Genomic DNA, 23,023 nt, shown 5'->3' on the forward strand with positions numbered 1-23,023 from the left:
AAACGCGCTGTTTAACCTTTTTGTTCGATTTTAGCCCATGAATCACGAAGACCCACCGTTTGGTTGAACACAAGTGTCTGTGCTTTATTATCGCGACAGAAATACCCTGTACGTTCAAACTGGAAGCCCTGCTCTGCTTGTGCATTTGCAAGTGAAGGTTCTAACTTCGCATTTGATAACACCACAAGCGACTCTGGATTAAGCGTTGCATTAAAGTCTTCAGCAGCTGCTGGGTTAGGTACGTTGAATAGACGATCGTATAAACGTACTTCTGCAGTAATAGACTCGCTAGCAGATACCCAATGGATTACCCCTTTCACCTTGCGACCATCACTTGGGTTTTTACCCAGCGTTTCATCATCGTAAGAACAGAAGATCGTGGTGATTTCACCATTAGCGTCTTTTTCAATGCGTTCAGCTTTTATCACATAAGCTCCGCGTAAACGCACTTCTTTACCCAGCACTAAACGCTTAAACTTATTGTTTGCTTCTTCACGGAAATCTTCGCGTTCAATATAAAGCTCGCGAGTAAATGGCACATCACGGCGTCCCATTTCTTCTATGTTCGGGTGATTAGCGACTGATAACGTTTCTACTTTATCTGCATCATAGTTCTCTAGAACCACTTTAACAGGGTCAAGTACAGCCATAGCACGTGGTGCATGTTCATTTAAATCTTCACGAATACACGCTTCCAACATGCCCATTTCAACCATGTTTTCTTGCTTAGTAATACCAATGCGTGAACAGAACTCACGTACTGAAGCTGGTGTATAACCACGACGACGTAAACCAGCAATCGTTGGCATACGTGGGTCATCCCAGCCTTCAACATGGCCATTAACCACTAAGTCATTTAATTTACGCTTAGACATAATGGTGTATTCAAGATTTAAACGTGAAAACTCGATTTGCTGTGGATGGCATTCTAGGCTGATGTTATCAAGCACCCAGTCATAGAGACGTCGGTTATCTTGGAATTCAAGCGTACATAAAGAATGTGTAATACCTTCAAGCGCATCCGAAATACAATGTGTAAAGTCATACATTGGGTAAATGCACCACTTATCACCTGTTTGGTGATGGTGAGCAAAACGTACACGGTACAAAATAGGATCGCGTAATACAATAAACGAGCTTGCCATATCAATTTTAGCACGCAGTACACACTCGCCTTCTTTAAACTCACCGTTACGCATTTTTTCGAATAAGGCTAAGTTCTCTTCAACAGGTGTATCACGATAAGGGCTATTTTTTCCTGGCTCTTTTAGCGTACCACGGTACTCACGTGCTTGGTCTGCTGACAAGAAACACACATACGCAAGCCCTTTTTCGATAAGTTCAACGGCATAGCCATAAAGTGCATCAAAGTAGTTTGATGAATATTTAATTTCACCATCCCATTGAAAACCGAGCCACTGCACATCTTCTTTAATAGAGTTTACGTAGTTGATATCTTCTTTTTCTGGGTTTGTATCATCAAAACGTAAGTTGCAAAGGCCATTGTAATCCTGGGCAATACCAAAATTTAAGCATATAGACTTTGCATGACCAATGTGTAAAAAACCATTTGGTTCTGGTGGAAAACGTGTATGCGTAGTCGCGTGTTTACCGCTTGCGAGATCTTCGTCGATACGCGTTCTTATAAAGTTACTTGGGCGATTCTCAATTTCCGCCATAGGAGCATAATCCTCTGAATATTGCATGGTGACAAAACTACTGCATTATTACAAAAAGAAGCGCTAACATACAGTAGTTGATGTGTGTTTATCGAAGATAATAATGCGATTGTTAAAACCCTACGGTCAAATCGGTAAAAAAGTTGTTCTAACGCAATAAAATGATCATTGACTGACGATATAGTGCCGATAGTTTCACTATTTAATAAGGAAAAGAGATGGCTTCACTCAATCAACACCGAGTCTATATTCCTAGCTCTGCACGTGCAAACCAGTATGTGTTAGTTGAATTTAAACCCAATGATGAGTTTTTTGCCCAGTTTACGAACATTAGCTGCGGTTACAAGCGTCTTGCAAGGGAATTATTTGCGCTGTGCGATGAGTATGAACTTCATAACGTACATCTCATTGCGAATGATAAACTACCTGTCGTACGCTACCATGATGAGGCGTACAGTTTAGAAACAACAAAACAAATATTATTTTTCTATAATCCACAATACCACGAAGCACACAATGTATTTGCTAATGGCGAAGAAAGATGCAAAAAAATTCGCTTATTATTCTTAGCAACCGGTGACGATATTCGTGCAAATGCGGCACAGTTCCACCATAAAGTGCAACGGGTAATCAATACATTACAAGACAAGCTTTTAAGCAACCAACCCCCGCTTAAGATTCGAGATCATCAACACTTAACCTATGACTTATTTGCCAAAGCCAAAGGCCACAAAGAAAGCTATGGCTATAAGTTGCGAAGTTTATATCCGCGTTATCAATCGCGCCAATGCCATTTGCCAAGCGATCACAGCGAAATGACCTATGCAGGCTTTTCAATTCCTGTCACACGCGCAATTAAGACACAATTTCAGCATATGCTAAATGAAGAAAACTACAGTCAGTTTTATCACTATATTTTTGATGCGTTTAAACGTGCATGTGATAAGCGTCAACTTAACTTAGCTGCCTTTATCGCAAATGGCACACGCCCGATTGTGCGTAATAGTAATATTGACAATGCACAGAGCAATAGCGAGTTACAAAAACTGACTTTCGACTGCGCCAGCGAGCAAGTACAAATACAGCAATTTTGGAATGCGGATACGTTGGTCGATGTGCTGCACTTTGTTATTGCAGCAGCAGAAAAAGATAAACACGATATCGGTTACGGCCGATTTATGAACCAAGTACAAAGTGCCATTAATGAGGTGACAGACGAACTTGCGTTTAATCCAACACGCCAAGACTTACGCGTGCGCTTTTATCAGCATATTAACTATCAATATTAAACAGGTTTTACGTGGGTGACAGCGATGTGTCACCCCTTTTACCTTAACGATTTTTTGGTAATTTAGATAAGTCTAAGCGTAATACCTTTGAGCGTCGCTGGTAGTTATACAGCGACTTTTTCTTCGCGGGCAGTTCATCGACCGTCACCAATTCAAAACCTTGTTCAATAAACCAATGAATACTGCGCGTTGTTAACGCAAATAACCCATGATAACCACACCGTTTGGCTTTATTAATTATAAAACGTAATAAATTACTGCCACGGTCTGCATCACGATATTGAGGGTGAACAGCAAGGCTTGCAAATTCACCAACCTGCTCTTCATCAAATGGGTAAAGGGCAGCGCACGCGATAATAAGTCCATCACGCTCAATCACTGTGAATTGCTCAATTTCTATCTCTAATTGCTCTCTTGAGCGACGCACTAAATAGCCCTGCTCTTCAAGTGGTCTAATTAAGTTTAAGATACCGGTTATATCACTGATCGTTGCACTACGAAGTTGTTCAGAACTTTGCGGCGCAATCTGGGTCCCGATACCATCCAAAGAGAAGAGCTCTTGCAATAAGGCACCATCTTCTTTGTAGCTGACAAGGTGACACCGATGCACCCCGCCCCGACATGCATCAATAGCAGCTTGCAAAAAGACAGGGGCGCTCAAACATGAAGGTGTATGAGTGCGATAGTGCTCTAACACTCGCTCGGCTTCGTTTGGCATTAATTCTGCTATCGCTTCGCCATTTTCATCTAAAATACCTGCATCTTGGCTAAACCCTAGCATTTTGTCTGCTCTGAGCTTTAAAGCAACCTGAGTCGCAATTTCTTCTGCGGTTAAATTAAAGCTCTCACCCGTCACTGAGGCAGCAATCGGACCTAGGAGCACAATACTATTGTTATTGAGTTGGTGGCGTATTCCCTCAACATCAATTCGCCTAACACGCCCCGAGTGGTGGTAATCAACCCCTTCATCAACGCCTAAAGGCTGCGCTATAACAAAATTACCACTGACTACATTTAAAAATGAGCCCGACATGGGGGTGCTACTTAATGACGTGGATAAACGTGCGGTGATGTCAAATTGCATTGCTCCGGCCACTTTTTTAATCACTTCAAAAGTGGTGTTATCGGTAACACGGATCTCGTTATGAAAATGACTAGTTATGCCAACCTCATTCAAAGCGGCATTAAATTGTGGCCGTGCGCCAAACACCAAAACAATCTTAATACCTAAGCTTGTTAATAGAGCAACATCATTAATAATGCTTCGACAGCCTGGCTGGTCTATCGCCTCACCACCCAGCATTACAACGAAAGTCTTGCCTCTATGGGCATTTACATAAGGAGTCGACTGACGAAATCCGTCTACTAATTCTGTAGTACGCACGTGCTAATTACCTTTTAAATTCAAGCGTTTTTTATTAAAACGGAAACAGAGGAATTAGTGTAAGGAATTTTTATTCATAAATAAAGAATTTTTATTCTTTATTTATGAATAAAAATTGACAGTGAATTTAGCAATAAAAAAGGCCCGCATAAGCGAGCCTCTTTTTAAGAGATTAAGGACCGATTACCAGCCTGTTTTCTCTTTAAGTGCAGCACCGATGTCAGCTAGTGAACGTACTGTTTTAACGCCAGCAGCTTCTAATGCAGCAAATTTCTCATCAGCAGTACCTTTACCGCCTGCGATGATTGCACCCGCGTGACCCATACGCTTACCTGGAGGCGCAGTTACACCCGCAATGTAAGAAACAACAGGCTTAGTTACGTTGTGCTTGATGTATTCAGCAGCTTCTTCTTCTGCTGTACCACCGATTTCACCGATCATAACGATTGCTTCAGTTTGCTCGTCTTTTTCGAACATTTCTAAAACGTCGATGAAGTTAGTGCCAGGGATTGGGTCGCCACCGATACCAACACATGTTGATTGGCCGAAACCAGCATCAGTAGTTTGCTTAACCGCTTCGTAAGTAAGTGTACCAGAACGTGATACGATACCTACTTTACCAGGCTTGTGGATGTGACCAGGCATGATACCGATCTTAGTTTCACCCGGAGTGATAACACCTGGGCAGTTAGGACCGATCATGCGAACACCAGTTTGCTCAAGCTTAACTTTAACGTCAACCATGTCTAGTGTTGGGATACCTTCAGTGATACAAACGATAAGCTCGATGCCAGCATCGATAGCTTCTAAGATTGCATCTTTACAGAAAGGTGCTGGTACGTAGATTACTGATGCAGTTGCGCCAGTTGCTTCTACAGCGTCACGTACTGTGTTGAATACTGGAAGACCAAGGTGCGTTTGACCGCCTTTACCTGGGCTAACACCACCAACCATTTGTGTACCATACTCAAGCGCTTGCTCAGAGTGGAAAGTACCTTGGCCACCAGTGAAACCTTGACAGATAACTTTTGTATCTTTATTGATTAATACAGACATTATTTGCCCTCCGCAGCAGCAACAACTTTTTCAGCTGCGTCTGTTAGTGATTCAGCAGCGATGATGTTAAGGTCAGAATTAGCAAGTACTTCACGACCTAGTTCAGCGTTAGTACCTTCTAAACGTACTACTACTGGTACGTTTACGCCTACTTCTTTAACTGCACCAATGATACCTTCTGCGATCATGTCACAACGAACGATACCACCGAAGATGTTAACTAAAACAGCTTTTACGTTGTCGTCTGAAAGGATGATCTTGAATGCTTCAGATACACGCTCTTTCGTCGCGCCGCCACCAACATCTAGGAAGTTAGCTGGCTTGCCACCGTGTAGGTTTACGATGTCCATCGTACCCATTGCTAAGCCTGCACCGTTAACCATACAACCCACGTTACCGTCTAGTGCAACGTAGTTAAGCTCGAAGCTTGCAGCGTGAGCTTCACGTGCATCTTCTTGAGATGGATCGTGCATTTCACGGATTTTAGGTTGACGGTAAAGCGCGTTACCATCTACACCGATTTTGCCATCTAGACAGTGAAGGTTGCCTTCGTCTGTGATAACAAGCGGGTTGATTTCTAATAATGCGAAATCGAAATCGTTGAACATGTTCGCAAGACCCATGAAGATCTTAACAAACTGTTTCATTTGCGTTGGGTTTAAACCTAGTTTGAAGCCTAATTCACGAGCTTGATACGCTTGAGGACCTACAAGTGGATCGATTTCAGCTTTGTGGATTAGCTCTGGCGTTTCTTCAGCAACAGTCTCGATTTCAACACCACCTTCAGTAGATGCCATGAAAACAACTTTACGAGAAGCACGATCTACTACAGCGCCTAGGTATAATTCGTTAGCGATGTCAGTGCAGCTCTCAACAAGGATTTTAGCTACTGGCTGACCATTTTCGTCTGTTTGGTAAGTAACTAAGTTTTTACCTAACCAGTTCGCAGCGAACTCTTTAACTTCGTCGATTGTTTTAACTAGCTTAACACCGCCAGCTTTACCACGGCCACCTGCGTGAACCTGTGTTTTAACAACCCACATATCACCGCCAATTTTCTCAGCAGCTGCTGCAGCTTCTTCAGGTGTATCGCAAGCGTAACCGTGAGAAACTGGTAAACCATATTCGGCAAAAAGTTGTTTTGCCTGATACTCATGCAAATTCATGATGCTTTATCCAATTTTTTATACTAAAAGAGCTGAATATTTATGCAAATAAACAGCTATCCCAAATTGCGCACCTAGTATAAATCCCAAGGCTCAACATGAAAACCCCAGTTAGACCAAAGGCGCAAAAAAAAAGCTGTGAACGCAGTCCACAGCTTACATTTTATACAACTAGATTAAACATCTAGTAATAAACGTGTTGGATCTTCAAGTAACTCTTTAATTGTCACTAAGAAACCAACAGATTCTTTACCATCAATTTGACGGTGATCGTACGATAACGCTAAATACATCATTGGTAAGATTTCAACTTTACCATTTACAGCCATTGGACGATCTTGGATTTTGTGCATACCTAAGATTGATGACTGAGGTAAGTTGATAATCGGTGTAGAAAGTAACGAACCGAATACACCACCATTAGTGATAGTGAAGTTACCACCTGTCATATCATCAAGTGTTAATTTGCCGTCACGACCTTTAAGCGCTAATTCACGGATACCTTTTTCAATTTCTGCAACTGATAACTTGTCACAATCTTTAAGTACTGGTGTAACTAGGCCACGTGGTGTTGATACCGCGATGCTGATATCGAAGTAGTTGTGATAAACAATATCATCACCATCGATTGATGCATTCACTTCAGGGAAACGTTTAAGCGCTTCTGTTACTGCTTTCACATAGAAAGACATGAAACCTAAACGAATACCATGACGTTTTTCGAATACTTCTTGATACTGCTTACGAAGGTCCATGATAGGTTTCATGTTTACTTCGTTGAATGTTGTTAACATTGCAGTTGAGTTTTTCGCTTCAAGAAGGCGATTTGCAATAGTCTTACGTAAACGCGTCATTGGAACACGTTTTTGAGTACGGTCACCCATAGGTGCAGCAGGTGCTGCCGCTTCTGCTTTAGGTGCAGCCGCAGGCGCTTTTAAGAATGTATCAACGTCTTCTTTCGTTACGCGACCATTTTTACCCGTGCCCTTGATTTTTGATGCATCAAGGCCCTTTTCAGCGATTAGACGACGCACTGACGGTGTTAATACGTCTGAGCTATCGCTTGAATCGCTTGCTGGTGCCGCTTCTTCTTTTTTCGATTCTGCTTTAGCAGGTGCTGCACCCGCTTTAACAGTACCAATCACTTGTTCGCCAAGCACTGTTTCGCCTTCTGCGTGGATGTGCTCGCCCATGATACCGTCTTCTTGAGCAACAACTTCAAGAACAACTTTATCAGTTTCGATGTCAACTAGGTTTTGGTCGCGCGTTACCGCTTCACCTGGTTGAACATGCCAAGTAGCTATTGTCGCGTCTGCGACTGATTCTGGAAGTACAGGTACTTTAATGTCCACTTCTTTACCTTCTGATGCTGGTGCTGATTGCGCCGCTGGCGCGTCTTCTGATTTTGCTGGTGCTGATTCTTTAGCAGAATCGTCACTTGCTGGTGCAGCATCTGCATCACCAAGTAAACCAATTACTTGTTCGCCAAGTACGGTTGCACCTTCTTCTTGTGAAATTTCAGTAATGACACCGTCGTTTGGTGCAACTACTTCTAAAACAACTTTATCTGTTTCAATATCAACTAAGTTTTGGTCACGGCTTACTTTGTCGCCAACACTTACGTGCCATGTTGCTACGGTAGCATCAGCAACCGACTCAGGAAGTACAGGAACTTTAATTTCTGTGCTCATTGCTTATCCTTTATTTTCAATAGTAAGCGCATCTGCAACGAGCGCTTGTTGTTCTTTAGTATGCACTGACATGTAACCACATGCTGGCGATGCTGATGCTTTACGGCCAGCATATTTTAATTTAGCGCCTTGTGGAATTGCATCGACAAAGTGGTGTTGAGAACAATACCAAGCACCTTGGTTTTGTGGCTCTTCTTGACACCAAACGAAGTCTTTAACGTGTTGATAACGCTGCATGATTGCATCCATCTCATCGTGTGGGAATGGATAAAGTTGTTCAACACGAACAATTGCAACATTATTAAGCTCTTGCTTACGACGCTCTTGAAGTAGTTCGTAGTAAACTTTACCGCTACAGAAAACAACGCGTTCAACTTTCTCTGCTGGGATGTCATCAATCTCGTCAATCATATTATAGAACACACCTTCAGATAACTCTTCCAGTGTTGATGTTGCTAATGGGTGACGTAATAATGACTTCGGTGTCATAACAATCAAAGGACGACGCAGTGGACGAACTGATTGACGACGTAGCATTGCGTAAACTTGCGCAGGTGTTGATGGCACACACACTTGCATGTTGTGATCAGCACACAGTTGTAAGAAACGCTCTAAACGGGCTGAACTATGCTCAGGACCTTGACCTTCATAGCCATGCGGTAACAAACACGTTAGACCACATAAACGGCCCCACTTTTGCTCGCCTGAACTTAAGAACTGGTCAAATACAACTTGAGCGCCGTTCGCAAAGTCACCAAATTGGGCTTCCCACATGACTAATGATGTAGGTTCTGCAGTCGCATAACCATATTCAAACGCAAGCACCGCTTCTTCCGATAACACTGAATCGTATACTTCAAATGCACCTTGCTTTTCGCTGATATTTTGCAACGGTAAGTAAGTTGATGCATCTTGTTGATTATGAACAACAGCATGACGATGGAAGAATGTACCACGGCCTGAGTCTTGACCCGTTAAACGGATATCAGTACCTGCATCAACAAGTGTTGCATAAGCCAGTGTTTCTGCCATACCCCAATCAAGTGCTTTTTCACCTGATGCCATTAGTTTACGGTCGTCGTAGATTTTCTTAACACGAGACTGTGCTTTATGACCTTCTGGGTAACTTGCGACTTTCTCGCCAAGTTCTTTAAGTTTCTCTACCGACACTTTAGCGTCGTATTCTACATCCCAATCGTGACCAACGAACTTAGCCCAATCAGATGAATGAGATGTTTCAGGTTGAATTTCTTCAACAACGCACGAGCCACGGTCTAAGCCATTACGGTAATCATCTGCGAGTACTTTAATTTCGTCTTCAGTGAATGAACCTTCAGCCACGAGCTGATCAGCATAGATTAAACGAGGAACAGGGTGTTTTTTGATTTTTTGGTACATAAGTGGTTGAGTCGCATTAGGCTCATCCGCTTCGTTATGACCATGACGGCGATAACAGACCAAATCAATAACAACATCACGTTTAAACTGATTTCTGAAATCAAGCGCAATTTGTGTTACGAATGCAACGGCTTCTGGATCATCAGAATTAACGTGGAAAATAGGTGCCTGAACCATCTTCGCAATATCTGTACAGTATGGTGTAGAACGCACATCAGCCTGTTTAGACGTTGTAAAACCAACTTGGTTGTTAACAACAATACGGATACTACCACCACAACTAAATGCATTAGTTTGTGATAGGTTAAATGTTTCTTGTACAACACCTTGACCTGCAATCGCAGAGTCACCATGAATTGTAATAGGCAGTGCTTTAATACCTGACTTATCACCTAAGCGGTCAAGACGCGCACGAACCGAACCCATCACTACCGGGTTTACGATTTCTAGGTGAGACGGGTTAAATGCAAGTGCCATGTGCACATTGCCACCCTTAGTCGCAAAGTCAGATGAATAACCCATGTGATATTTAACGTCACCTGAGCTTAATGTATCTTTATGTTTACCAGCGAACTCATCAAATAAATCTGATGGGTTTTTACCTAAAACGTTCACTAGTACGTTCAGACGACCGCGGTGAGCCATACCAATAACAGCTTCTTTTTGTCCGCTTTCACCTGCACGATGAATCAGTTCTTTAAGCATTGGTACTAACGCATCACCACCTTCAAGTGAGAAACGTTTTGCACCAGGGAACTTAGCCCCTAAATATTTTTCAAGACCATCCGCTGCTGTTAACCCTTTAAGGATGCGCAGCTTTTCTTCTTTAGAAAAAGTTGGGCGTGATTGCACTGATTCCAAACGCTGTTGTAACCAACGCTTTTCTTCAGTCGATGTGATATGCATATACTCAGCACCAACAGAACCACAGTACGTGGTCTTAAGTGCTTGATATAACTCACCTAAAGGCATGGTTTCGCGACCGACTGCAAACGAACCCACATTGAATTCACGGTCAAAATCAGCTTCAGATAAATCGTGGTACTCTAATTCAAGATCGCGAACACGTTCGCGTTGCCAGATACCTAATGGATCTAGGTTGGCATTTTGGTGACCACGGAAACGGAAAGCATTTATAAGTTGTAGCACTTTGACCTGTTTAGGATCACCAGAGCCACCCTCTGCTACCACCACTTCTCTATGCTTGTTTTTAGCAAGCTCCGCAAATTGTGCACGAACTTCAGAATGTTTTACGTCAACATCCACACCATCAACTTTTGGTAATTGTTCGAACACTTCTCGCCATTCTTCTGGCACAGAAGTCGCATCATCTAAGTACGCTTCATAAAGCTCTTCTACGTAAGCAACGTTACCGCCGTTTAAGTGAGAAGATTCTAGCCATGCCTTCATCACACCTTCGTGCATTTATAAGCCCTTTTCTTTAGCGCAGAAATTAATTGTTGTAAAAACAAGGTGGTTAATAAATTAACCACCTTACATATTCAATATTTTAAACCGAACGATTTAAAAGCATTGACTTGATTTGTCCAATTGCTTTGGTCGGATTAAGACCTTTTGGACACACGCTAACACAGTTCATGATACTGTGACAACGGAACACGCTGAACGCATCGTCAAGGTCAGCAAGACGCTCTTCTGTCGCTGTATCGCGGCTATCAGCCAAGAAACGATATGCGTGAAGAAGGCCTGCTGGACCGATGAACTTGTCTGGATTCCACCAGAACGAAGGACACGATGTTGAACAACATGCACATAAAATACACTCATATAAACCATCAAGCTTATCGCGTTCTTCGATTGACTGAAGACGCTCACCCGCCGCTGGCGTGTCGTTGATAAGATAAGGTTTTACTTTTTCGTATTGAGTGTAGAACTGACTCATGTCAATAACAAGGTCACGTACCACAGGTAAACCAGGTAATGGACGAATTACGATTTTACCTTTGCCACCTTTAAGTAGCGTTGATAAAGGCGTGATACATGCCAAACCATTTTTACCATTCATGTTGATACCGTCTGAACCACACACACCTTCACGGCATGAACGACGGAATGATAACGTTGGATCTTGCTCTTTTAATTTCATAAGCGCATCCAACACCATCATATCTTGGCCTTCTTGCGTTTCTAGCGAGAAGTCTTGCATACGTGGTGCGTTATCAATATCTGGATTGTAACGATAAACGGAAAATTGTACTTGTGCCATCGTCTCGCTCCTAGTATGTACGTGCTTTAGGTGGGAAAGCTTCACGCAGTTTCGGCGCGTAGTTTACTTCACGTTTGCTCATTTCATCCGTTACAGGATTGAAAATTGAGTGACATAGCCAGTTTTCGTCATCACGATCTGGGTAGTCGAAACGAGAGTGAGCACCACGGCTTTCTGTACGGAAGTTTGCAGCTACTGCAGTTGAGTAAGCTGTTTCCATCAAGTTATCAAGCTCTAAACATTCAATACGTGCTGTGTTGAATTCAGTTGATTTGTCATCAAGACGCGCATACTGAAGACGTTCACGGATTTCTTTAAGCTCTTTAAGACCTGTTGCCATTGCATCACCTTCACGGAATACCGAGAAGTTAAGTTGCATACACATTTGCAGGTCTTTCTTGATTTGAACAGGGTCTTCACCTTGGCCAGCTTTAGAGCTTTCCCAACGATTAAAGCGTGCAAGCGATGCTTCAAGGTCTGAATCAGACGCATCTTTACCCGCTTCAACACCGTTTAGGTATTTGCCTAAGAAGTTACCAGCAGCTCGGCCGAATACAACTAAGTCAAGTAGTGAGTTACCGCCAAGACGGTTAGCGCCGTGTACAGATACACACGCAATTTCACCAACAGCGAATAAGCCTTCAACAACTTTTTCTTGGCCATTTGCATCAATTTGTAATGCTTGACCATTTACGTTAGTTGGAACACCACCCATCATATAGTGACATGTTGGGATAACTGGAATTGGCTCTTTAGCAGGGTCAACGTGTGCGAATGTTTTCGCAAGGTCACAAACACCTGGAAGACGAAGGTTTAGAGTTTCTTCACCTAAGTGGTCAAGCTTAAGCTTGATATGTGGACCATAAGGACCATCGCAACCACGGCCTTCACGAATCTCTGTCATCATTGAACGAGCAACAACGTCACGCGATGCTAAGTCTTTCGCATTAGGTGCATAACGCTCCATGAAACGTTCGCCGTCTTTGTTTAGAAGGTAACCACCTTCACCACGACAACCTTCCGTCACAAGTACACCCGCACCAGCAATACCGGTTGGGTGGAACTGCCACATTTCCATATCTTGCATTGCAACACCCGCGCGTGTTGCCATACCAACGCCGTCACCTGTATTGATGTGCGCGTTAGTTGTTGATGCAAAGATACGACCTGCACCACCTGTTGCTAAAACAACCGCTTTAGATTTGAAATAAACAACTTCACCTGACTCGATGTCGATTGCTGTACAACCAACAACGTGACCGTCGCTGTTTTTAACAAGGTCTAATGCATACCACTCAGAGAATACATTTGTTTTGTTTTTAACGTTTTGTTGGTAAAGACAATGCAATAATGCGTGACCAGTACGGTCAGCTGCGGCTGCAGTACGTGCAGCTTGTTCACCACCAAAGTTTTTCGACTGACCGCCGAAAGGACGTTGATAAACACGGCCATTTTCAAAACGAGAAAATGGTAAGCCCATGTTTTCTAATTCAGTAATAGCTTCTGGGCCTGTTTTACACATATATTCGATAGCGTCTTGGTCACCGATGAAATCGGAACCTTTAACCGTATCGTACATGTGCCATTCCCAGTTATCTTCATGTGAGTTACCCAAAGCCACCGTAATACCACCCTGTGCAGACACAGTGTGAGAACGTGTAGGGAAAACTTTTGAGATAAGTGCACAGGTTTTGCCTGACTCAGTGATTGCAAGTGCTGCGCGCATACCTGCACCACCGGCACCAATCACTACAGCGTCAAATTCACGAACAGAATAATTCACTTAAACACCCCATAAAACGATTAGACCTATTGCTACGTAAGCAACGGCCATAAGGTTTAATACAAAGCCTAAAACAGCACGTAATTTAGCGCATTTAACATAGTCAGTTAATACTTGCCAAAGGCCAATACGGGTGTGAACCATGATGCAAACAAGGGTAATTAGTGTAAACCCTTTCATTGCTAGGTTTGAAAATAGGCCTTGCCAGGCTTCAAAAGTGACTTCGGGTGTACATAAAAAATAGCCAACAATAAAAATCGCGTAAGCGCTGATAATTAAAGCGGTTGTACGAAGTGATACGTAATCTTGTACACCATCACGTTTAAGAGTTGCTTGATTTAAAACCATATCCACACTCCTGCTAGAATTGCAGCAACAACGCCTAAAGCCATTGCAACTTTAGCGCTGAAGTTACCTGATTCAAGTTCTTCCCAGTGACCCATATCCATAATGATATGACGGATACCACCAATTAGGTGATACGCCAATACAGAAATGGTACCCCACGCTATGAATTTGGCAATGAATCCGCTGAACAGACCCTTGACGAATTCAAAACCTTCAGGAGAAGAAAGAGACTCAGACCACGCCCAAATGACAAACGTTAAAGCAAAAAATAATGCAACACCGGTGACGCGGTGAAGAATTGATGCTTTAGCCGTAGCCGGCATAGATATAGTTGTTAGATCTAGATTTACAGGTCTTTGCTTTTTCACAGTTACTTGCCCATCTTGCCCACTTAGGGGCTCATCTACTTGTTTTTCTAAAACCCATCAAAATGAATTTCGATGGAACTATCTAAGTAAACCGTGTTAATACACAAAAAGTTCACACTGGTGCAAAACTCAAATGTAAAAATAAAGTTTACCTACAGACAATACGGTATAAAACCTTGGATAGTATATATAGCCAATGGTCTTTTTACAATTCTTGTTTAGTAAGAGACGTTTGCGAATTAGCCAATGGTATAATATTTAATCCTGACAGAATATTTATTATCCTTTTATGCATACTATTTATAAAAATTGACTTTACACCCCTCTTTCACGTTAAAATGAAAAGAATGTGCTTAAACAGATTCAGAACATAACAATCAGAGTTGTTATCTTAATAGGAGATAAATAGATGGCGGATAAGAAAGCCACGGTCCATATTGATGGTCTTGATCCAATCGAACTTCCAATTTACCAAGGCACTGCTGGCCAAGACGTAATCGACGTACGTACGTTAGGTTCTCATGGTTATTTCACTTACGACCCAGGTTTCATGTCAACGGGTTCATGTGAATCTTCAATCACTTACATCGATGGCGGTAAAGGTGTTCTTTTACACCGTGGTTACCCAATTGAACAATTAGCTGATGAATCAAACTACATCGAGCTTTGCTATTTGTTACTTAATGGTGAGTTACCGACTAAAGAACAATACGATGCGTTTGCACAAGAAATCACGCACAACACAATGCTTGATACTAAAATTGCAAACTTCTTCCAAGGTTTCCGCTTTGATGCTCACCCGATGGCAATGCTATGTGGTGTAGTAGGTGCACTTTCTTCTTTCTACCATGAAGATTTAGACATCACTGATGCAACACAGCGTAAAACTAGCGCGATTAAGTTAGTAGCTAAGTTACCGACAATCGCAGCAATGGCTTACAAATATAACGTTGGTCAACCGTTTGTTTACCCACGCAACGATTTAAGCTTTGCTGAAAACTTCTTACACATGATGTTCTCTGTGCCTGCTGAAGAATACAAAGTGAGCCCAGTTTTAGCTAAAGCAATGGACAAAATCTTCATGCTTCACGCTGACCACGAGCAAAATGCGTCAACGTCTACGGTTCGTTTAGCGGGTTCATCTGGTGCAAACCCTTACGCATGTATCGCTGCTGGTATCGCATCACTGTGGGGCCCTGCACACGGCGGTGCTAACGAAGCATGTCTTAACATGTTAGAAGAAATCGGTTCTGTTGACCGTATCGACGAATACGTTGCTAAAGCGAAAGACAAGTCAGACCCATTCCGTCTTATGGGCTTTGGTCACCGTGTTTACAAAAACTTCGACCCACGTGCGACGGTAATGCGTCAAACATGTCATGAAGTATTAGCAGAGCTAAACATTCAAGATCCATTGCTTGATATCGCAATGAAACTTGAACAAATCGCGCTTGAAGACCCGTACTTCGTAGAGAAGAAACTATACCCTAACGTAGATTTCTACTCAGGTATCATCTTAAAAGCAATCGGTATCCCGACTAGCATGTTCACAGTAATCTTTGCTATGTCTCGTACTGTTGGTTGGATCTCTCACTGGGATGAGATGCTATCTCAACCTGGCCACAAGATCAGCCGCCCACGTCAGTTATACACTGGTGAAACATCACGCGATTACGTACCAACAGACAAGCGTTAATACGATTTCGTGTTTAAAAAAGGCCGCTAAGCGGCCTTTTTTATTGCCCACCACTTGTCTATTTGTGCAAAGTAATTAAAATCGTCGCATTCTTGTTGTTTAGGCTTATCCATGTTTGATTTCGAAACTATACGCGCCGACTTTCCTTTACTCACACAGACAGTAAATGAATACCCATTAGTGTATTTAGACTCAGCAGCTACCTCGCAAAAGCCTCTATCAGTTATCAAAGCCTTAGAAAGCTATTACAGTGCTGAAAATGCCAATGTTCATCGCGGTCGCCATTTTCTCAGTGAGCATGCGACACGTCGCTATGAAGATACACGAACAGCAATCGCAGAGTATTTCAATGTACAGCGTACCGAAATTGTTTGGACTAAAGGGGCAACCGAATCACTAAACTTAATTGCAAACGGCCTAACTTCACACCTAAAATCAGGCGATAAAATAGCGATTTCAGCGATTGAGCATCACGCTAATATCGTTCCGTGGCAAGAACTTGCAAAAAAAGTAAATGCAGAGCTCATTATTTTGCCCATTACAGCTGATTTAGTCTTGGATAGTAATGAATGTGCTGCATTTATTCGCGAGCATAAACCGAGCGTTGTTGCTGTAACCCATGCTTCGAATACATTAGGAAATATCACTGACTTAGAGCCAATTATCACTGCTTGCAAAGAAGTTAATGCGACTTCTGTTATTGATGGCGCACAGGCGGCGATGCATTTAAGACCCGATTTAAATAAACTCGATTGTGATTTTTATGTTTTCTCTGCACATAAAATGCTGGGCCCAACAGGATTGGGGGGGCTTTATGGTCGTTACTCACGCTTAAATACGCTTGATGTCTATCAAACAGGTGGCGAAATGATTGAGACTGTAAGCTTAACACACAGTACATTTCGTGATGCGCCAGGCAAATTTGAAGCGGGTACGCCACACATTGCAGGCGTAATCGCCTTTGCCGAAGCAATCGCTTATTTAACAGCACTTGATTTCAATGGAATGCGTCAACATGAGCATACAATTTTCAATTATGCGATAAAACAATTATCAACCATTGCGGGGATTACTATTTATTCGCATAAAGAAAATAACATTGGCAATATCAGTTTTAATTATCGTGATGAGCATCCATTTGATTTAGCAACGCTACTGGATGGTTACGGCATAGCTGTTCGTAGTGGCCATCACTGTACCCAACCAATTATGAGCAAATTAGGCATTCCTGGCACTGTAAGAGCGAGCTTCGCACTGTATAATTCACTTGACGATGTTGATGCGTTTATTAAAGCACTCAAGCACTGTATAGAACTATTAGATTAATGTTGGATATATTATGAATTCACCTTTTCACACCGTGACTCAAGACATCGAGAATGCAAATGGCTGGCAACAAAAATATCGTCAAATTATGCTGTTAGGTAAAAAGCTACCGGTCATGCCCGATGTTTTAAAAGTTGATGATGCGCTTGTAAAAGGCTGTGAAAGTAAGGTATGGCTTTATATTGATTTTGACCACTCCGAAAACAGCCTAGTGCTTGCGGGTGATTCTGATACACGTATTGTTAAAGGGTTACTGGCCTTAATTTTGGCCTTATACAATGGTCTAACACCCGAGCAAGCAACTCAAATTAATGCCTATAACGAATTTGAACGACTTGGTCTAATTAGCCATTTAAGCCCATCACGCGGCAACGGCATAAAAGCCATGGTTGATAAAATTCAAACTATGGCTCAGGAAAAGCGCTAAAAAGCGCTATTTTAAACTTCGCTGTTTTTTATCCAGGTATTTTCTAATTGCTTTGGCTGCAACAAAAAAGCCAAAGCTACCCGTTACCATGGTTGCTGAGCCAAAACCGTTGTTACAATCCATGTTCATCGAGCCATCTGCGCCTTGTTTTGCTTGACACACTTCACCGTCGGACGTTGGATACACTAATTGTTCGGTTGAATAAACACAATCAACATTAAATTTTCGCTTAGGGTTGCTACTAAAGTTGTACTGTTTTCTGAGAATATAACGGACTTTTGCAAGCAATGGGTCATGGGTTGTTTTAGCAACATCACCAAAACTAATTTGGCTAGGATCCGTTTGCCCCCCAGCACCACCGGTTGTAATAACAGGTAACTTGACTCGCTTACAATGGGCTATCAGTGCCGCTTTTTCTTTTACTGCGTCAATACAATCAATTACATAATCAAAGCCCTGAATGTGCTCACGAATGTTATCTAGAGTAATAAAGTCATCAATGACATTGACTTTAATATCTGGATTAATTAATTCACAACGCGCTTTCATCGCGTCTACTTTAGCGTCACCAATCGTGCCAGTTAAAGCATGTATTTGACGATTAACATTCGTTGCGCAAATATCATCTAAGTCAATCAACGTCAATTGACCTACCCCGGTGCGTGCTAATGCTTCAGCAGCCCAGCTTCCAACGCCACCAATACCTATGACACAAAAATGTGCTTGCTGTAACCAATCAAATTGTTGATGGCCATATAAGCGCTTGATACCACCAAAGCGAATGTCTTGTGTTGTTTCTTTCATTTACCAATCCAACGTCCAAGGAGTCAGCCACTCTTTGAATTCGTCTGCGTTAAAAACTTCATTGAGATATGCGCCTGTCGTATGCGCACAGCGATATTCTTTTAGTTGACCTTGATACATAAATTGCAGGGCATATGCATGCAAATTAGTACGTTCATCTGGCGTACCAGCATAAGTAACGTCACCCAATATAGGCGCACCAATGCTTTTCATTGCCACTCTTAATTGATGCGTCTTGCCAGAAAAAGGTTTTAATAAGTATGCGCGCAGGCCGGGGCGAATACTTTTTGAATAAAAGCGCGTGATAGCTGGGTTTTCTTGGCTTTTTAGCAACTTAAACGCACCTCGGCGACTTTTTTGCATATCACCTTTGATCCAGCCTTGCTTTTTTTTAGGTTTTTCATCACTCACAGCAAGGTAAAATTTATTCACTTGGTGCGCAGTGAAAAGCGATGTAAATTCTGCTGCTGCCTGCTTGTTTCTGGCTAAAATAATTAACCCTGACGTTACTTTGTCTAGCCGATGAACAGGAAACAGCTTTTCATTCACTCGTTGCTCTGCAAGTACAACAAACCCTGCACAGTCTTCACTGTGAAAGCTAACGCCCGCAGGTTTGTAAAAAACAAAAAAGTCATCTTCGCTAGCGTGAAGGTGAACAGCGTGAACATCAGTCATTGCACTCGTTGCTCAAAGCGGCTATTACACGTGTGAGATCGTCGGGTGTATCAACACCGGCTTGAGGTTCACACACAGCTCCTGCAATTTTAATGCTATAGCCGTGGTATAAAACACGTAACTGTTCAAGTGACTCAAGTTGTTCTAAACGCGATTCAGGCAATGCGATATATTGCTGAATGAAGCCAGCACGATACGCATAGATACCAATATGACGCGCATAATCAGCCAGATTTAGCGTGCTGTTATCGTCGTTCATCATTGCATCGCGATGATAAGGAATAGGCGCCCGTGAAAAATACAGTGCGTTTTGCTCAGTATCACTGACAACTTTGACACAATTCGGGTTAAATATATCATCAGAGTCAGTTATTTTAGCACTGAGCGTTGCCATCGGTGCATCAGATTCAGCCAGTAACTTTGCCACCTGACTGACGTTTTCACTGGCCAATAATGGCTCATCACCTTGTACATTGACGACAATCGTGTCACTGGCAAGGTTTAGCTTTTCAACCACTTCGGCAAGTCGTTCTGTACCCGATTGATGGTCTTCACGTGTCATTAATACGTTATCTGTAAAGCCCTTTACAACATCAAACACCGCTTGATGATCGGTGGCAACATACACAGCACTTGCACCTGATGCAGCCGCTTTGTTGTAAACATGCTGGATCATGGGTTTACCACATATGTCAGCTAAGGGTTTACCCGGTAAGCGGCTAGAAGCATAGCGTGCAGGAATGACAACTACGAATTCCACTTATCAACCTCTTCTTGGCTTAATTCACGCGCTTCGTTTTCAAGAAGCACAGGGATATCATCTTTTATTGGGTAAGCTAATTTTGCAGCAGTACTTATAAGCTCTTGATTTTCTTTATCTAAGCGCAACTTACCTTTACATACTGGGCAAGCAATTATTTCAAGTAATTTTGTATCAAAGGCCATGAAGGATCCCTTTTTGTTTTAATAATGAATGTAATTTTTCAATAACAGCGGCAGTCGGCCTTGCATCAACAGGTAGATAATACCAATTAGGTTTAGCAAAACTAAAGCACTTTACTGCGTCTTTTTCAGTCATGAACACGGCATCATTTTCAAAGTCCGAAAAATCAGTCGGTTGATAGTTATAATGGTCTCGAAAATGGTGTGTCGAAAGCAGGTCTATGCCTTGTTGCTTAAGGCTTAACTCAAAGCGTAAAGGATTACCAATTGCACTGATAGCGTGCCCGGTATTTAGCGTATCTGATACGCGTTCAAAGGATGCAACCGATCTAAATTGGCTGGGTACTAAGTCATAGCGGTAGTTTGTCGCCCCACCATTCTCTACCACAACATCAACTGACTTTAAACGCGCTTTAGTTTCTCTTAGCGGGCCTGCAGGCATCAAAAATCCATTGCCAAACTGGCGTTCACTGTCGACAATACAACACTCAATATCACGCGCCATTTTATAATGCTGCATACCATCATCTGAAATGATGATATCAATAGCGTGTTCTTGTTGCAGCTTTTCAATACTCGCTTGGCGATTGGGTCCTACCATCACCACGCATCCTAGCCGACGTTGAATAAGTACAGGTTCATCACCCGCTTCACTTGGGGTTGTTTTTTGTGTGACTAACAGCGGATAACTCGAAGACTTACCGCCATATCCACGGCTGATTACCGCGACCTTTAAACCCTGCTGTTGTAAGTACTCAGCGAGCCAAATAACAAAGGGGGTTTTACCATTACCACCTACGCTAATATTGCCAACGACAATGATAGGAACATTGGCCTTAAACGCCTTGAGTATTTTGAGCTTATAGAGACTAACTCGTAAGGTTGAAATTAGCCAAAAGATACAGCTCAAAGGTAAAAGCAGCACCGTTAAAAAGCGGGGCTGTTTGTACCAGCTTTGTTCAATCATACTCACTATTGTTCACCAAATTGCATCTTACAAAGCGCAGAGTAAGTACCGTTTTTTTCTAGCAGCTCGTTATGAGTGCCCTTTTCGATTACTTGGCCATTATCGATAACATAAATACAATCACTGTTTTCAATCGTTGATAAACGATGCGCAATCACGATTGATGTCTTCTCTTTCATTAAAGTATCAAGTGCCTGTTGGATCAGTTTCTCTGACTCGGTATCAAGCGCTGAAGTTGCTTCATCAAGAATCAAAATAGGTGCATCTTTTAAGATGGCTCGCGCAATGGCAATACGCTGACGTTGACCACCCGATAACATCACACCATTTTCTCCTACCAGGGTATTTAAACCCTCAGGTAAGTCTTTTACAAACTCCCAAACATGGGCCTGCTTGGCAACAGCAATTAATTCATCTTCAGTCAAACTTCTGTCTAACCCATAACAAATATTGTTCGCTATCGTGTCGCTAAACAACACGACTTGCTGAGAGACCAATGCAAACTGTTTACGAAGATCCGTTAGCTTGTAATCGGCAAGTGACACACCGTCGAGTAATATTTCGCTTTCACCTTCTAATTCATAATAACGAGGTAATAAATTAGAGATTGTAGATTTACCCGAGCCTGAGCGCCCGACCAATGCAATACTTTCACCGGCATCAATGCTGAGTGTTAAGTTTTTAAGAACAGGCTCTTCTTTAGTAGGGTAACAGAATGTCACGTTTTTAATTTCAATGCGGCCTGTTACCTTATCTACTGTATATGTACCTGTGTCTTTTTCGATTTCTTCATCAAGTACTAAAAATATACTTTGTGCAGCCGAAATACCTCGCTGAAGGTCGCTGTTCACATTAGAAAGTTGCTTTAAAGGTCTTAACAGCATCATCATAGATGAAATTAATAACACAAAATCACCTGAGCTTATCGTGTCAATCATCGACGGCATCGATACAACCCATAAAATAACCGCCATCGCACTGGCTGCTAATATTTGTATAATCGACACGCTTAAAGCTTTCGTCGCATCCATTTTAATGCGTTGCTGGCGGTTGTGGTTGTTAATTGCAGAAAACTGAGCGATTTCTTGTTGTTGTCCACCAAAACCATGGATCACTTTATGGCCTGACAACATTTGCTCTGAAGTACGGGTAACTTGACCCATTGCCGATTGAATTTTTTTTGAAATCATTCGAAAACGTTTAGATACAAACGCAACAATCACTGCAACGAGAGGAATAATCACTAAGAAAATAAGTGATAATTTCCAGCTGGTATAAAACATATTAAACAATAAGAAAACAACAAAGGCGCCCTCTCTCACCACAATTAATAATGCTTTGGTAATCGCTTGCTGTACTTGTTCTGTATCAAATGTGATCTTTGATATTAAATCACCATTCGAATTTTTATCATGAAAAGAAACGGGTAAATGTAAAATATGTTCAAATAACTGTTGGCGTAATGTACGCACGACTTGTGAGCCAACATAACTCAAACAATACGATGACATGTAGTTGAACATCCCACGTCCCAATACCAGTGCAACAACGACAAATGGAGCATATGTTAACACCTTCGAATTACGGGCATTTAACCCTTCATCAATGAAAGGTTTCATTAAGTTGATAAACAAGGCGTCCATTGCTGAATAACCAATCATGCCCACGATTGCAAAAAACGCGATTAATTTGTAATCACCGACATAACTCACTAATCGCTTATAGATTTGGGTTGTAGTTTGATCCATAACACTCTCTTATTCATAGACTTCGACTATTGTAGCCTTATGACAGTAA

General features: G+C 42.1%; 20 protein-coding genes. 4 read left to right on the plus strand and 16 right to left on the minus strand.

All coding sequences use genetic code 11. The features are described 5' to 3' along the window. Positions 1-11: 11 nt before the first annotated feature. Positions 12-1,679 carry a glutamine--tRNA ligase gene (gene glnS, locus BM378_RS00605; RefSeq protein ID WP_036968612.1) on the minus strand — a complete coding sequence of 556 codons (1,668 nt, stop codon included), beginning with the start codon at positions 1,677-1,679 and terminating at the stop codon, positions 12-14. Between the two features lie 218 nt (positions 1,680-1,897). Here glnS and BM378_RS00610 point away from each other — a divergent pair, with 218 nt between their 5' ends. Then, complete coding sequence (locus BM378_RS00610; RefSeq protein WP_074988253.1) at positions 1,898-2,968, plus strand: DUF3083 family protein; 1,071 nt, start codon at positions 1,898-1,900, stop codon at positions 2,966-2,968. Positions 2,969-3,011: 43 nt separating this feature from the next. Here BM378_RS00610 and argA read toward each other — a convergent pair whose 3' ends face one another. The 9 genes from argA to sdhC all read right to left on the minus strand — a co-directional run bounded on the left by argA (position 3,012) and on the right by sdhC (position 14,389). Then, positions 3,012-4,352 carry an amino-acid N-acetyltransferase gene (gene argA / locus BM378_RS00615; RefSeq protein WP_036968615.1) on the minus strand — a complete coding sequence of 447 codons (1,341 nt, stop codon included), beginning with the start codon at positions 4,350-4,352 and terminating at the stop codon, positions 3,012-3,014. A gap of 183 nt (positions 4,353-4,535) precedes the next feature. Continuing rightward, on the minus strand, positions 4,536-5,408 hold the full coding sequence (gene sucD / locus BM378_RS00620) for a succinate--CoA ligase subunit alpha (RefSeq protein ID WP_036968616.1): 873 nt from the start codon (positions 5,406-5,408) through the stop codon (positions 4,536-4,538). Then, the gene (sucC, locus tag BM378_RS00625) at positions 5,408-6,574 is read right to left on the minus strand and encodes an ADP-forming succinate--CoA ligase subunit beta (RefSeq protein ID WP_036968617.1); all 1,167 of its coding nucleotides are present in this window, start codon (positions 6,572-6,574) and stop codon (positions 5,408-5,410) included. Before sucC ends, sucD begins: the two co-directional genes overlap by 1 nt. A 176-nt stretch (positions 6,575-6,750) precedes the next feature. After that, positions 6,751-8,265: a 2-oxoglutarate dehydrogenase complex dihydrolipoyllysine-residue succinyltransferase gene (gene odhB, locus BM378_RS00630; protein WP_036968619.1), complete on the minus strand. Its 1,515-nt coding sequence runs from the start codon at positions 8,263-8,265 to the stop codon at positions 6,751-6,753. A 3-nt stretch (positions 8,266-8,268) separates the two neighbouring features. Beyond that, positions 8,269-11,088 (minus strand): 2-oxoglutarate dehydrogenase E1 component, encoded by a 2,820-nt coding sequence (locus BM378_RS00635; protein ID WP_065979886.1) that lies wholly within the window; start codon positions 11,086-11,088, stop codon positions 8,269-8,271. Between the two features lie 85 nt (positions 11,089-11,173). After that, a complete protein-coding gene (locus tag BM378_RS00640) occupies positions 11,174-11,890 on the minus strand; it encodes a succinate dehydrogenase iron-sulfur subunit (protein ID WP_065979885.1) in 717 nt (238 codons plus the stop codon). A gap of 10 nt (positions 11,891-11,900) precedes the next feature. After that, positions 11,901-13,673: a succinate dehydrogenase flavoprotein subunit gene (gene sdhA / locus BM378_RS00645; RefSeq protein WP_074988254.1), complete on the minus strand. Its 1,773-nt coding sequence runs from the start codon at positions 13,671-13,673 to the stop codon at positions 11,901-11,903. After that, positions 13,674-14,021: a succinate dehydrogenase, hydrophobic membrane anchor protein gene (sdhD, locus tag BM378_RS00650; RefSeq protein WP_036968629.1), complete on the minus strand. Its 348-nt coding sequence runs from the start codon at positions 14,019-14,021 to the stop codon at positions 13,674-13,676. Then, on the minus strand, positions 14,012-14,389 hold the full coding sequence (gene sdhC / locus BM378_RS00655) for a succinate dehydrogenase, cytochrome b556 subunit (protein ID WP_065979883.1): 378 nt from the start codon (positions 14,387-14,389) through the stop codon (positions 14,012-14,014). Before sdhC ends, sdhD begins: the two co-directional genes overlap by 10 nt. Before the next feature lie 409 nt (positions 14,390-14,798). On the opposite strand from sdhC, the gene BM378_RS00660 reads away from it, so the two are divergent. The 3 genes from BM378_RS00660 (at position 14,799) to BM378_RS00670 (ending at position 17,838) form a co-directional block, all read left to right on the plus strand. Next, positions 14,799-16,085, plus strand: coding sequence for a citrate synthase (locus BM378_RS00660; RefSeq protein ID WP_036968634.1), 1,287 nt, complete (start codon positions 14,799-14,801; stop codon positions 16,083-16,085). A gap of 111 nt (positions 16,086-16,196) precedes the next feature. Next, positions 16,197-17,411 carry an aminotransferase class V-fold PLP-dependent enzyme gene (locus tag BM378_RS00665; protein ID WP_074988255.1) on the plus strand — a complete coding sequence of 405 codons (1,215 nt, stop codon included), beginning with the start codon at positions 16,197-16,199 and terminating at the stop codon, positions 17,409-17,411. A gap of 13 nt (positions 17,412-17,424) precedes the next feature. After that, positions 17,425-17,838 (plus strand): SufE family protein, encoded by a 414-nt coding sequence (locus BM378_RS00670; RefSeq protein WP_074988256.1) that lies wholly within the window; start codon positions 17,425-17,427, stop codon positions 17,836-17,838. A 6-nt stretch (positions 17,839-17,844) separates the two neighbouring features. Here BM378_RS00670 and tcdA read toward each other — a convergent pair whose 3' ends face one another. Genes tcdA through msbA form a run of 6 tightly spaced genes read right to left on the minus strand, consistent with a single transcriptional unit; the run spans position 17,845 to position 22,974 of the window. After that, positions 17,845-18,642, minus strand: a complete 798-nt coding sequence (gene tcdA, locus BM378_RS00675; protein WP_036968641.1) for a tRNA cyclic N6-threonylcarbamoyladenosine(37) synthase TcdA — start codon at positions 18,640-18,642, stop codon at positions 17,845-17,847. Further along, positions 18,643-19,317 carry a TIGR01621 family pseudouridine synthase gene (locus BM378_RS00680; protein ID WP_065979880.1) on the minus strand — a complete coding sequence of 225 codons (675 nt, stop codon included), beginning with the start codon at positions 19,315-19,317 and terminating at the stop codon, positions 18,643-18,645. Continuing rightward, on the minus strand, positions 19,310-20,077 hold the full coding sequence (gene kdsB / locus BM378_RS00685; protein ID WP_036968651.1) for a 3-deoxy-manno-octulosonate cytidylyltransferase: 768 nt from the start codon (positions 20,075-20,077) through the stop codon (positions 19,310-19,312). Before kdsB ends, BM378_RS00680 begins: the two co-directional genes overlap by 8 nt. Continuing rightward, positions 20,065-20,262: a Trm112 family protein gene (locus tag BM378_RS00690; RefSeq protein WP_036968654.1), complete on the minus strand. Its 198-nt coding sequence runs from the start codon at positions 20,260-20,262 to the stop codon at positions 20,065-20,067. Before BM378_RS00690 ends, kdsB begins: the two co-directional genes overlap by 13 nt. Next, positions 20,252-21,232 carry a tetraacyldisaccharide 4'-kinase gene (lpxK, locus tag BM378_RS00695; RefSeq protein ID WP_074988257.1) on the minus strand — a complete coding sequence of 327 codons (981 nt, stop codon included), beginning with the start codon at positions 21,230-21,232 and terminating at the stop codon, positions 20,252-20,254. The genes BM378_RS00690 and lpxK overlap by 11 nt, the downstream gene beginning before the upstream one ends. Then, complete coding sequence (gene msbA / locus BM378_RS00700; RefSeq protein ID WP_065979878.1) at positions 21,232-22,974, minus strand: lipid A export permease/ATP-binding protein MsbA; 1,743 nt, start codon at positions 22,972-22,974, stop codon at positions 21,232-21,234. The genes lpxK and msbA overlap by 1 nt, the downstream gene beginning before the upstream one ends. Between the last annotated feature and the right edge of the window lie 49 nt (positions 22,975-23,023).

The organism is Pseudoalteromonas lipolytica (assembly GCF_900116435.1).
In the GTDB taxonomy this organism is placed as follows: Bacteria; Pseudomonadota; Gammaproteobacteria; order Enterobacterales; family Alteromonadaceae; genus Pseudoalteromonas; species Pseudoalteromonas lipolytica.